Here is a 12,166-nt window from a genome sequence, read left to right on the forward strand (position 1 = left end):
TTTTACGCTGCCGCGAGCCAGTAACCCGCGTTGAACGGGCTGCTCATCCGCAGTGCCAGGGGCGACACGTCGACCAGTTTGTCGGTCGGCATTTTTTCGCCGGCCGGCTCGGTGCTGGCGGCGGCCGCTGCGGTTGCCGCGGTGTTGTTGACGTCGATGCCATCGAGGGTTTCAGCGTTGGGCTGAGCCTCGTTCGCCCGTTCTGCTTGGCTGGTAGATGCAGAACGGGCTACAGAAAAGAATAGAAGCACCGGAACGGGACCTTGCGGTCGCCCCAGTAGTCCGAGGCGTCGCGGAAGATGTCGAGCAGTTGCTCGCGCGCTTCCTTGTCGAACTTGGCGTTGGCCGGGATCTGTTCGAGCACGATGACGAAACCTGGCTGCGGGCCCGATTTATGCAACGGATCGGTCATGCAGTCGTACAGCGCGTCGAAGTTCTTGCCGAAGTGCGCCGGGAACGTGAACTGCTGGGCGATCAGGTCGAGCACGTCCTGCTTGGTCTGGGCGTTGCCCAGGTTGGCATACAGGAAGTGCTGGCCGGCCGCGTTGGCTGCGTCCTGCAGGTCGTTCACGCGGAACGCGCGGATCGATTGCACGATGTTCGGGCGTACGGCACGAAGGGATAAGGTCATCTCCGCTGGTCTTTCCATAGTCATCATCATTTCTTCGGGGCGCTTCGGGGCGCCGCTCAGGTCGTTGTCATCGCTCATGGCGCAATCCGTCTGAAACTCGCATAGTGGTCTGCCGTGTACCAGCAGGCCTCGGGCGTCGTGCGTTGTTCACCACCGCAGACTATTCGTTGTGCACCACGATTGCGCGAGCCGGGTGTCGTCACCGTGTACTCGCGGTAGTGGCCACGTCGTGCCGGTGGCAGGAGACGCTCGCGATTGCCAAATACCGTGCCGTCCTTGTCGTACCGGAAGGGGCCGCCGTTGAGGATGGCCTGGTAGGTCCGCTGGCCTTGCACCGGCAAGTCGGTCAGTGCAATCGATTCCTCGGAGGACGTTTTTCCGGAGCCGAACCATCCGCGGGCCTCGGCCCCGGTCGTCAGCGCCGCCAGCATCAGGCCGGTGAGCGCAAACTTAGTGACTGAGGACGTGATCGAGGCGTAAGCCGCCATGGGGCACCACAAGGAAAAGAGCGGGGGGTTCGAATTGCGCTCAACCTCGGGGTTAACCCGCAAATTCAAGCCCGCGAGTGTGCACCACGCTGGCGAAAATAGCAAGCGACTGCTCAAAGTTTGAGCAGCTTAAAGGGGCGAGAGTGGCGTTTTAAGTTGGCGACCACTCTCGCCAAAGGGCCTATCTCTCGGCGTTTGCGTCAGCCACTGTCAAGGCTGTCATGTTCACGATGCGGCGAACAGTCGCGCTGGCCGTGAGAATGTGCACAGGTTTGGCCGCACCGAGCAGAACCGGGCCGATCGCGATGTTGCCGCCTGCCGCCGTTTTGAGCAGGTTGTACGAAATGTTGGCCGCATCGATGTTCGGAAATACCAACAGGTTGGCATCGCCCGCCAGCGCGCTGTGCGGCATGACGACCGCGCGCTGCTTGCTGTCCAGCGCCACGTCGCCGTGCATTTCGCCGTCGACTTCGAGCCAGGGAGCCTGCACGCGCAGCAGGTCGAGCGTCTTGCGCATCTTGATGGCGCTGGGCTCGTTGCTGGTGCCGAAGTTGGAGTGCGACAGCAGCGCGGCCTTCGGCTTCAGGCCGAAACGCATCATTTCCTCGGCCGCCATCGTCGTGATCTCGGCCAGTTCTTCCGGCGAAGGGTCGTAGTTGACGTGCGTGTCGACCAGGAACACCTGGCGGTCAGGCAGCAGCAGGCCGTTCATGCAGGCGTACACCGGTACGTCCTGCGGCGTGCTTTGGCAGCCGCCGGGGCGCTTGCCGATCACCTGGTCGATGTAGTGCAGGTGGATCAGCGTGGTGCCCCAGGTGCCGCAGATCATGCCGTCGACCTCGTCCTTGTGCAGCAGCATCGCGCCGATCAGCGTGAGGCGGCGGCGCATCTCGATCTTGGCGGTCTGCACCGTCTGGCCCTTGCGCTCGGTCATGCGGTGGTAGGTCTGCCAGAAGTCGCGGTAGCGGTGGTCCTGCTCGACGTTGACGACGTCATAGTCCAGCTCTTCCTTCAGGCGCAGGCCGAACTTCTCGATGCGCTGGGCGATGACGGCCGGGCGGCCGATCAGCGTCGGGCGCGCGACGCCTTCGTCCACCACGATCTGGGCGGCGCGCAGCACGCGTTCTTCTTCGCCTTCGCAGTACGCCACGCGCTTTTTCGAGGCACGCCGGGCCGCTTCGAAGATCGGCTTCATCGTCGTGCCCGAGGCATAGACGAAGTTCTGCAGCTTGTCGCGGTAGGCGTCCATGTCCTTGATCGGACGCAGCGCCACGCCGCTTTCCTCGGCCGCCTTGGCCACGGCCGGCGCGATCTTCATCATCAGGCGCGGGTCGAAGGGCTTCGGGATCAGGTATTCGGGGCCGAAGGACAGCTTTTCACCGACGTAGGCGGCAGCCACGCGCTCGCTCTGCTCGGCTTGCGCCAGGTCGGCAATGGCGTGCACCGCGGCGATTTCCATCTCGTCGGTGATCGTGGTCGCGCCCGAATCGAGCGCGCCGCGGAAGATGTACGGGAAGCACAGGACGTTGTTGACCTGGTTCGGGTAGTCGGTGCGGCCCGTGGCCATGATCACGTCGGGGCGCACCGCGTGGGCGTCTTCGGGCGCGATCTCGGGATTCGGGTTGGCCAGCGCGAAGATCACCGGCTTGGCCGCCATCTTGGCGACCATCTCGGGCTTGAGCACGCCACCGGCCGACAGGCCCAGGAACACATCGGCACCCACGATCACTTCCGACAGCTTGCGCAGGTCGGTCTTCTGCATGTACTGGCGCTTGTCGTCGTCCATCAGCTCTTCGCGGCCTTCGTAGACCACGCCGGCCAGGTCGGTCACGAACACGTTCTCGCGCTTCAGGCCCACCTTGAGCAGCAGGTTCAGGCAGGCCAGCGCCGCGGCGCCTGCGCCCGAGGTCACCAGCTTGACCTCGGCGATGTTCTTGCCCGCCACCTTCAGGCCGTTGACCATGGCGGCTGCCACGGTGATGGCCGTGCCGTGCTGGTCGTCGTGGAACACCGGGATCTTCATGCGCTTGCGCAGTTCGCGCTCGACGTAGAAGCAATCGGGCGCCTTGATGTCTTCAAGGTTGATCGCGCCGAAGGTCGGCTCCAGCGAGGCAATGATCTCGACCAGCTTGGCCGGGTCTTTCTCGTCGATCTCGATGTCGAACACGTCGACGCCGGCGAACTTCTTGAAGAGAACGCCCTTGCCTTCCATCACCGGCTTGGACGCCAGCGGGCCGATGTCGCCCAGGCCGAGCACGGCGGTGCCGTTGGAGATCACGCCCACGAGGTTGCCGCGCGAGGTGTACTTGAAGGCGTTGGCCGGGTCCTTGACGATCTCCTCGCAGGGCGCCGCCACGCCTGGCGAGTAGGCCAGCGACAGGTCGCGCTGGTTGACCATCTGCTTGGTCGCCGCGATGGCGATCTTGCCGGGAACGGGAAACTCGTGGTACTCGAGGGCGGCACGGCGCAGCTCGGCGCGTTTGTCTTCGGGCGTGGGAGTCGATGAGGTCGATGGGTTCGAATCGGACATGTGCCGTAGCTCCTGGTGGCGCTTCTTCTGGGGGCGCCGATTGTAGACCTCGGCCCATGACGGCCTACGCCGCATGGCCGAGCAAGGCATGACCAATCGCACTGCGCGCCGTCAAGGCGATGTGGCAATATGCGCGGCTGGGACAAAACCTGAAAAAAACCTGCAGAGGAACAACCATGGCCCTGATGGATTTCATCAAGAAACAGTTCATCGACATCATCCAGTGGACCGAGACCGGCGACGGCACGCTGGCCTGGCGTTTCCCGATGGCGGACATGGAAATCCAGAACGGTGGTTCGCTCACCGTTCGCGAATCGCAGGTGGCGGTTTTCGTCAACGAAGGCAAGGTGGCCGACGTGTTCGGCCCCGGCCTGTACAAGCTCACGACGCAGACGCTGCCCGTGCTCACGTACCTCAAGAACTGGGACAAGCTCTTCGAGTCCCCCTTCAAGAGCGACGTCTATTTCTTCAGCACGCGCCAGCAGGTCGACCAGAAGTGGGGCACGCCCCAGCCGATCACCATCCGCGACAAGGACTTCGGCGCCGTGCGCCTGCGGGCCTTCGGCAACTACAGCTTCCGCATCGGCGATGCCAAGCTGTTCCACACCGAAATCTCCGGCACGCGCGACATCTACAGCGTGGCCGACCTCGACGGCCAGCTGCGCGGCTTGGTGCTGCAGAACATCAGCAACGCCATCGCCTCCAGCGGCGTGCCTTTCCTCGACCTTGCGGCCAACCAGATCCAGTTTGCGCAGGCGCTCGCTGCGCAGCTCGTGCCCGAGTTCGAGAAGATCGGCATCAAGCTCGAGAACATCACGGTCCAGAACGTCTCGCTGCCCGAAGAGCTGCAGAAGATCCTCGACCAGAAGATCGGCATGGGCATGGTCGGCAACGACATGGGCAAGTTCATGCAGTACCAGACGGCGCAGGCGATCCCCAAGTTCGCCGAAGGCGCGGCCAGCGGCGGCGGCATTGCCGGCGACGCCATGGGCCTGGGTGCCGGCGTGGCGCTCGGCCAGGTGATGGCGCAGAACCTTGCACAAGGCCTGAACCCGAACAACGCCAATGCAGCAGCTGCTGCTGCCGCCGCGGCGGCTGGTGCAGCCGCCAACGCACAACCCACCGTGGCGGTGGTGAGCGCGGCCGACGTGATGACCACGCTCGAGAAGCTCGGCGAACTGAAGACCAAGGGCATCCTCACGCAGGAAGAGTTCGACGCCAAGAAGGCCGACCTTCTCAAGAAGCTGGTCTAACCCCAGGCTTCGCGCGCTTCGTGTCGCCTCTCTTCCCCCCTTGCAGGGGGCGATACCAGCGGCCCGGCGTAGCCGGCTCCGCGGTGTCTCCCGCCTCGTTCGCCGTTTCTTCCGCAGCGCGCCATGGCTGAGGAAAACGGCAATCAACGCTACTACCGCGCGCCCTGCCCCGGCTGCGGCGCGCCGGTCGAATTCCGCTCGGCGCAATCGACGCACGCGGTCTGCCCCTATTGCCAGAGCACCGTCGTGCGCCAGGGCGACACGCTCGCGCGCACCGGCAAGATGGCCGAGCTGTTCGACGACTTCAGCCCGCTGCAGCTGTTCGCCGCCGGCCGCATCCAGGACAAGCCCTTCACGCTGATCGGCCGGCTGCAATACACCTACCCCGGCGGCCGCTGGACCGAGTGGATCGCCGCCCTCGACGGCGACCGCACCGGCGTGCTCAGCGAGGACAACGGCGCCTACGTCTTCGCCTTGCCCTTCGACCTGCAGCGCACCGCGCCGCCGCCTGTCGACCTGCGCGTGGGCGCCACCAGCGCCTTCGCAGGACAGAGCTACACCGTCACCTCGAACGAGCAGGTGGCGCTGACCTCCGCGCAGGGCGAGCTGCCGCACCTGCCCGAACTCGGCCGCTCCTTCGCGATGGTCGAGCTGCGCAACGACAAGGGGCTGGTGCTCAGCATCGACTACGGCACCGCGACGCCCACCGCGTACCTGGGCCGTTCGGTGCAGCTCGACGACCTGCAGCTCACCGGCCTGCGCGCCGAATCCGCCAAGGACGAAAAGGGCCGCAGCTTCAACTGCCCCAATTGCGGCTCGCCCGTCACCGTCAACCTGGCCGACAGCAAGAGCATCACTTGCGGCTCCTGCAACAGCATCATCGACCTGTCGCAAGGCATCGGCGGCGAGCTCAAGCATGCGACGCAGGACGAGCCCGTGCGCCCGCTCATCGCGCTCGGCACCATGGGCCAGTTGCAGGGCGCGCAATGGCAGGTGGTCGGCTTCCAGCACCGCATGGGCACCGAGCCCGGCGATGACGAGCAGTTCGGCTGGGACGAATACCTGCTCTACAACGCCAAGCGCGGCTTCAGCTTCCTGGTCGATGCCGAAGACGGCTGGAGCCTCGTCAAACCCACCACCGGCGCGCCGGTGATGGCCGAGAACGGCAGCACCGCCACCTACCTCAACAAGCGCTACCAGCAGCAGTACGCCTACAACGCCGAAACCAGCTACGTCGCGGGCGAGTTCTACTGGCAGGTCGAGCGCGGGCAGAAAACCTTCAACCGCGACTACGCCAGCGGCCCCGCGCTGCTGTCGATGGAGCGCTCGGCCAACGAGCTGACCTGGTCCTCGGGCATCAAGCTCGACAGCGGCGTCGTGGCCACGGCCTTCAAGCTCGACGCCAAGAAGGACATGTTCAAGCGCGGCGATGCGCTGCCCGTGAGCGCCGCCGCCTCGAAGCTGGGCTGCGGCACGATCATCATCATCGTCGTCGTGATCATCATCCTGCTGATCATCCTGAGCACCTGCAGCAGCGGTGGTTCCTCGAGTGGCTCGCGCAGCTCGGGCGGCTCGTACGGCGGCTATTCGAGCGGCGGCGGGCACAAATGAAGTACATCATGTCGGTGTCACTCACTACTACGACTGGAGGTCCCCATGGGATTTGAATGGCTGAAACCGGGCGTGGTCCTCGGATCGCTCGTGTACGCGCTGATCGGCGTGGTCATCTTCTGGCTCTGCTTCCTCATCATCGACAAGATCACGCCCTATGACCTGTGGGGCGAGATCGTCGAGAAGCAGAACGTGGCACTCGGGCTGGTGGTTGCCGCAATGAGCCTTGGCATCAGCATCATCGTCGCCGCGGCGATCCATTAGCCCTTCGACCTTGCACTTCGCTTTGCCACGTGCCGTTCGCCACCCCGCCAAGGGGCGGCGCGGTCTGCCTCGGCGCGGACCGGCGGCAACCGCCTGATCCATGGACACCCCTGCCAGTCCGCTGCCGGCCAAAGGCCCGCAGCCTGTTGAAATCGCCCTGCTCGCCAGCGTGTTCGTGGTTGCCGCCTGCGGGCTGGTCTACGAACTGAGCGCGGCGGCACTCAGCTCTTATCTGCTCGGCGACTCGGTGCTGCAGTTCAGCACCATCATCGGCACCTACCTGTTCGCGATGGGCGTGGGCTCCTGGCTATCGCGCTATTTCGAGCGCCAGTTGCCCGCGCACTTCCTTCGCATCGAATTGATGGTGGCGCTGATCGGCGGTGCGCTGCCGGCCATCCTGTTCCTGGCCAACGCCTACGTGCCGGGCGCCTTCCGGCTGCTGCTCTACGGCCTCGTGATGGTCGTCGGCACGCTGGTGGGCCTCGAGATCCCGCTGGTGATGCGCATCCTGAAGCGCAACATCGTGCTCAAGAATCTCGTGTCGCAGGTCCTGACCTTCGACTACCTCGGCGCGCTGGCGGTGTCGGTGGCGTTCCCGCTGGTCCTCGTGCCGCAGCTCGGCATGATCCGCACCGGCCTGCTGTTCGGCTTCATGAACGCAGCGGTGGCGGTGTGGGCGCTGTGGCTGTTTCGCCATGAGCTGCGCCGCATCGGCGCGCATGCGATGGCCTGCTTTCTGTCGCTGGCCGTGCTGCTCGGTGCCTTCATCGGCGCCGACCACATCACCACGCTGGCCGAAGACAAGTTCTACCAGGACCACATCGTGTTCAGCGCCACCTCGCCCTACCAGCGCATCGTGGTCACGCGCGGGCTGCTGGGGCATCGGCTCTTCCTGAACGGCAACCTGCAGTTCGCGGAGCGCGACGAGTACCGCTATCACGAGGCCCTGGTGCATCCGGTGATGGCAGCGCAGGGCGCGCCGAAGAAGGTCGCGGTGCTCGGCGGCGGCGACGGCATGGCGGTGCGCGAGATCCTCAAGTACCCCTCGGTCGAGTCGGTCACGCTGGTGGAGCTCGACCCGAACATGACGCAACTCTTCACCGCGCATGAAACGCTGGCGCGGCTCAACGGCCATTCGCTGTCGTCGCCGAAGGTGAAGATCATCAACACCGACGCCTTCCAGTGGCTGCAGCAGCCGGGCGACACGTACGACGTGATCGTGGTCGACTTTCCAGATCCGACCAACTTCGCCATCGGCAAGCTCTACACCAACAGCTTCTACGCGCTGCTCGAAAAGCGGTTGTCGGCCAGCGGCTACGCGGTGATCCAGACCACTTCGCCACTGGTGGCGCGCAAGAGCTTCTGGACCGTGGCGACCACCATCGAATCCGTCGGCCTGACCGCAACGCCGTACCACGCACACGTGCCGAGCTTCGGCGAATGGGGCTACATCATCGCCAGCCGCCGGCCCTACCGCATGCCCGATGCGCTGCCCGCGGGGCTGCGCTTTCTTTCGCCCGCCACCTTGCCGCTGATGTTCGACTTTCCGCTCGACATGGCGCGCGTGCCGACGGAAGTGAACCGCCTCTCGAACCAGATCCTCGTCACCACTTACGAACAGGAGTGGGGCAAGGTGATGGCGCACTAGCCGCGTCATGCAGCGTCGCGAATTCCTCGGCGTGGCGGCAGGTGCGGCGGGCGCCCTCGCGCTGGCCGGCTGCGAAGCACCCCCGCCGCCCATCGAAGGCGGCTTCACCGGCATTGACGTCACGCGTGGCCACGCCATGCGCGATGGCGCGCTCAAGAGCCAGGCGCCCGCCACCGTGAAGCGCACGCGCGTCGTCATCGCCGGCGGCGGTGTTGCCGGCCTCGCGGCCGCGCGCGCGTTGCGCCTTGCGGGCACCGAAGACTTCGCGCTGCTCGAACTCGAAGACACCGCGGGCGGCAATGCGCGCGGCGGCATGGTCAACGGCATCGCCTGCCCGCTCGGCGCGCACTACCTGCCCGTGCCCGGCGATGACGCGCGCGAGGTGCAGGACCTGCTCGAAGAACTCGGCCTGCGCCGCCGCGTGGCCGGCCGCTGGACGTACGACGAATTCAACCTTTGCCACAGCCCGCAGGAGCGCCTGTACCTGCACGGCGAATGGCAGGACGGCCTGCTGCCCGTGCACGGCGTGGGCGAGGCCACGCTCGCGCAGTACCGCCGGTTCGCACAGCGCATCGATGCGCTGCAGCATGCGGCGCACTTCGCCATTCCCACGCTCAAGGTCGCGGTCACGCCCGAGCTGCTGGCGCTCGATGCCCTCTCTTTCGCCAAGTGGCTCGACAGCGAAGGCTTCAGCGACGTGCAGTTGCGCTGGTACCTCGACTACTGCTGCCGCGACGACTACGGCGCGGGCATCGACCACGTCTCCGCCTGGGCCGGCATCCATTACTTCGCGAGCCGGCACGGCTTTCATGCGCCCGGCGATCCCACGGGCAGCGTCAACGATTCGAGCCCCGAGCGCGACGGCATCCTCACCTGGCCCGAGGGCAACGGCTGGCTCACGCGGCAATTGGCCGCGCCGCTCGGCGACCGGCTGCACACGGGCCAGGTCGTCACGCGCATTGCCGATGTGCGCGGCGGCGTCGAGGTCGATGCGTGGGATGCCGCCACCAAGTCCCTCGTGCGCTGGCAGGCCGAGCGCTGCATCGTCGCGCTGCCGGTGTTCATCGCCGCGCGCGTGGTCGAGAACCCGCCGCCCGTGCTCACGAATGCTGCCGCGCATGTGCGCTACGCGCCGTGGCTGGTCGCCAACGTGCACGTGCGCGGCCCGCTGATCGACAAGCCCGGCGCCGCGCCGAGCTGGGACAACGTGATCTACGGCACGCGCGGCCTCGGCTATGTCGATGCGCGCCACCAGACGCTCGACCCCACGCCGCGCGGCACCGTGCTCAGCTGGTACCGCCCGCTCGGCCCGAGCAGCTACGACACCACCGACGGCCGCCGCCTGCTGCTCGACCGCCCGTGGACTGGCTGGCGCGACGACCTGCTCGCCGAGCTCTCGGTGCCGCATCCCGATCTGCCTTCGCTGGTCACGCGCATCGACATCACGCGCTACGGCCACGCCATGTCGATCCCCCGGCCGGGGCTGCTGGCGCAGATCGGCTCGCAGCGCAGCGCGCCGGACGCGGCGCATCGCGGCAGCGTCGTCGCGGGGCGGCTGTCGTTCGCGCACGCGGACTGGTCGGGCTATTCGATCTTCGAGGAGGCGTTCACGCGCGGGCACGTTGCGGGGACCCAGGCGGCATGATGAAGACGCTGGTGCTCGGCGGCTACGGCAACTTCGGCGCCCGCATCTGCCGCGCGCTGGCACCGAGCCCCGACATCGAACTGCTGGTGGGCGGCCGCGATCTCGAACGCGCGACGGCCTTTGCGCAAACCTTGGGTGGCCGTGCGCGCGGCGTTCGCGTCGATGCCCAATCGCCCGACCTCGCACAGGGGCTGGGCTACCTGGGCGTGGACCTCGTCATCCACACCGCAGGCCCGTTCCAGAACCAGGACTACCGTGTGCCGCAAGCCGTGGCCGCAGCCGGCGCGCACTACATCGATCTGGCCGATGGCCGCCGCTTCGTCTGCGACTTTCCTGCGGCGCTCGATGCCGCCTTTCGCAACGCGGGCCGTACCGCAGTGGCCGGCGCGAGCACCGTGCCCGCGCTGTCGTCGGCGGTGGTCGACCATCTCGCTGCCGGCTGGCAAGGCATCCACGGCATCGACATCTGCATCGCGCCCGCGCAGGGCGCGCCGCGCGGCGAAGCAACGCTGGCCGGCGTGCTCGCCTACTGCGGCGAGCCGATCCGCGTCTGGCAGAACGGCCAATGGACCGAACAGCCCGGCTGGGCTAATCCGGTGAAGGTGCAGTTCGCACGCATGAAGCCGCGCCGCGGCGCCTTGTGCGACATCCCCGACCTCGAACTTTTTCCTGCGCGCTACGCCGGCGTGCAGTCGGTCATGTTCCGCGCGGCGCTCGAAGTCGGTCTGGCACAGCGGGCCTTTGCCTTCATGGCGTTCATGCACCGCGTGGGTTTGCTGCCCGCGCCGCAAAAGCTGGCACCGCTGCTGCATTCGACAGGCCGCGTGTTCGATGCGCTCGGCACGGCATTGGGCGGCATGGTGGTGCGCGTGACGGGCACCGATGCGCAAGGCCGGGCAGCTCGGCACGCATGGCACATCGCATCCGACGACAACCACGGCCCCGAGATCCCCTGCATGGCAGCCATCCTGCTGGCACGCCGCCTTGCATGCGGCGATGCGTTGCCCACGGGCGCACACGCTTGCGCGGGCCTGCTCGCGTTGCCGGAATTCGAGCCCGAGTTCGCCCGCTGGGGCATGGTGACCGACCTCATCGACGAGGCGGTGCCAGCGCCATGATCCGCACTGCGACGCGCGCCGAAAGCGACGACCGCCTGCTGCGCCTGAGCCTCGTCGCGGTGTGGCTGGTGACGGCCGTCGTCAGCATCGTGGAGCTGAATGGCCAGAGCCGGCAGGTGCTGGCCCAGGCCGGCATCGCATCGCCGCCATGGCTGGTGCAGTGGCTGATCGTCGGCGGTGCCGCGGCGGACCTCGCCGTCGGCCTTGCGCTCTGGCTGCGGCCCGGCCGCGCCAGCTATGGAGCCGCCCTCGCCTTGATGCTCGTCATGACGCTCGTGGCGACCGTGCTCCAGCCCACCTTGTGGCTGCACCCGCTCGGCCCGCTGCTCAAGAACCTGCCCATCGCTGCCTTGCTCTGGCATTTGTACCGACGCGCGACGCCATGAACACCTACCTCGTCCTCAAGTGGCTGCACATCGTCTCCAGCGTGCTGATGGTCGGCACGGGTCTGGGGTCGGCCTTCTACATGTTCTTCACCAACCGCAGCGGCAGCGTCCCGGCGCAGGCCGTCGTGAGCCGCCTGGTCGTGCGGGCCGACTGGTGGTTCACCACGCCCACCGTCATCCTCCAGCCGGTGACAGGCTTCGCGCTGGCGCACATGGCGGGCTGGCCGTTGTCGACGCCATGGCTGGCGCTGTCGCTCGGCCTGTTCGTGATCGCGGGCCTTTGCTGGCTGCCGGTGGTGTGGCTGCAGATCCGCATGGCGGCCCTTGCGGCCGAGGCGCACCGTGACGCCGCCCCGCTGTCACCGCTCTACACGCGCTACCAGCTCTATTGGGAATTGCTGGGCTACCCAGCCTTCGTGGCCATGGCCGCCGTCTTCTGGTTGATGGTGAACAAGCCCCAGCTTTCGTTCTGAGATGACGGGGCGCACTGGTACGGACAGCGCCCACTGTGCACACGCCCTGAATGCCTCCGTGCGGTTTTCACGCAGACTTCACACACAGCGCCATCTCTTCACAGATCGGCAGCACACTG

Annotated in this window: 12 protein-coding genes; 8 read left to right on the forward strand and 4 right to left on the reverse strand. The window is 66.5% G+C overall.

Annotated elements, in window-relative coordinates:
• Window positions 1–2: 2 nt before the first annotated feature.
• From BLQ28_RS32665 to BLQ28_RS18270, 4 genes are all read right to left on the reverse strand, one after another.
• Window positions 3–251 (reverse strand): hypothetical protein, encoded by a 249-nt coding sequence (locus tag BLQ28_RS32665; RefSeq protein ID WP_143012506.1) that lies wholly within the window; start codon window positions 249–251, stop codon window positions 3–5.
• Window positions 230–655 (reverse strand): barstar family protein, encoded by a 426-nt coding sequence (locus BLQ28_RS18260; protein WP_086011111.1) that lies wholly within the window; start codon window positions 653–655, stop codon window positions 230–232. The genes BLQ28_RS32665 and BLQ28_RS18260 overlap by 22 nt, the downstream gene beginning before the upstream one ends.
• A gap of 50 nt (window positions 656–705) precedes the next feature.
• Window positions 706–1,119, reverse strand: a complete 414-nt coding sequence (locus BLQ28_RS18265; protein WP_093243409.1) for a guanyl-specific ribonuclease — start codon at window positions 1,117–1,119, stop codon at window positions 706–708.
• Between the two features lie 181 nt (window positions 1,120–1,300).
• Window positions 1,301–3,649 (reverse strand): NADP-dependent malic enzyme, encoded by a 2,349-nt coding sequence (locus tag BLQ28_RS18270; RefSeq protein WP_093242353.1) that lies wholly within the window; start codon window positions 3,647–3,649, stop codon window positions 1,301–1,303.
• 176 nt (window positions 3,650–3,825) lie between these two features.
• Between BLQ28_RS18270 and BLQ28_RS18275 the strand changes: the two genes are divergently transcribed.
• The 8 genes from BLQ28_RS18275 to BLQ28_RS18310 all read left to right on the forward strand — a co-directional run bounded on the left by BLQ28_RS18275 (window position 3,826) and on the right by BLQ28_RS18310 (window position 12,047).
• Window positions 3,826–4,902: an SPFH domain-containing protein gene (locus tag BLQ28_RS18275; RefSeq protein ID WP_093242356.1), complete on the forward strand. Its 1,077-nt coding sequence runs from the start codon at window positions 3,826–3,828 to the stop codon at window positions 4,900–4,902.
• Between the two features lie 123 nt (window positions 4,903–5,025).
• Window positions 5,026–6,513: a DUF4178 domain-containing protein gene (locus BLQ28_RS18280; RefSeq protein WP_093242357.1), complete on the forward strand. Its 1,488-nt coding sequence runs from the start codon at window positions 5,026–5,028 to the stop codon at window positions 6,511–6,513.
• Window positions 6,514–6,558: 45 nt separating this feature from the next.
• On the forward strand, window positions 6,559–6,777 hold the full coding sequence (locus tag BLQ28_RS18285; RefSeq protein WP_019653703.1) for a DUF350 domain-containing protein: 219 nt from the start codon (window positions 6,559–6,561) through the stop codon (window positions 6,775–6,777).
• 100 nt (window positions 6,778–6,877) lie between these two features.
• Window positions 6,878–8,425: a polyamine aminopropyltransferase gene (locus BLQ28_RS18290; protein ID WP_093242360.1), complete on the forward strand. Its 1,548-nt coding sequence runs from the start codon at window positions 6,878–6,880 to the stop codon at window positions 8,423–8,425.
• A 7-nt stretch (window positions 8,426–8,432) separates the two neighbouring features.
• Window positions 8,433–10,070, forward strand: coding sequence for an FAD-dependent oxidoreductase (locus BLQ28_RS18295; protein WP_093242363.1), 1,638 nt, complete (start codon window positions 8,433–8,435; stop codon window positions 10,068–10,070).
• Entirely contained in the window at window positions 10,067–11,188 is a 1,122-nt protein-coding gene (locus BLQ28_RS18300) for a saccharopine dehydrogenase family protein (RefSeq protein WP_256327353.1), read from the forward strand. The genes BLQ28_RS18295 and BLQ28_RS18300 overlap by 4 nt, the downstream gene beginning before the upstream one ends.
• Complete coding sequence (locus BLQ28_RS18305; RefSeq protein ID WP_093242368.1) at window positions 11,185–11,574, forward strand: DoxX-like family protein; 390 nt, start codon at window positions 11,185–11,187, stop codon at window positions 11,572–11,574. Before BLQ28_RS18300 ends, BLQ28_RS18305 begins: the two co-directional genes overlap by 4 nt.
• Window positions 11,571–12,047, forward strand: coding sequence for a DUF2269 family protein (locus BLQ28_RS18310; RefSeq protein WP_093242370.1), 477 nt, complete (start codon window positions 11,571–11,573; stop codon window positions 12,045–12,047). The genes BLQ28_RS18305 and BLQ28_RS18310 overlap by 4 nt, the downstream gene beginning before the upstream one ends.
• Window positions 12,048–12,166 lie beyond the last annotated feature (119 nt).

Origin of the sequence: Variovorax sp. EL159, assembly GCF_900100965.1 — a bacterium.
Classification (GTDB): domain Bacteria; phylum Pseudomonadota; class Gammaproteobacteria; order Burkholderiales; family Burkholderiaceae_C; genus Variovorax.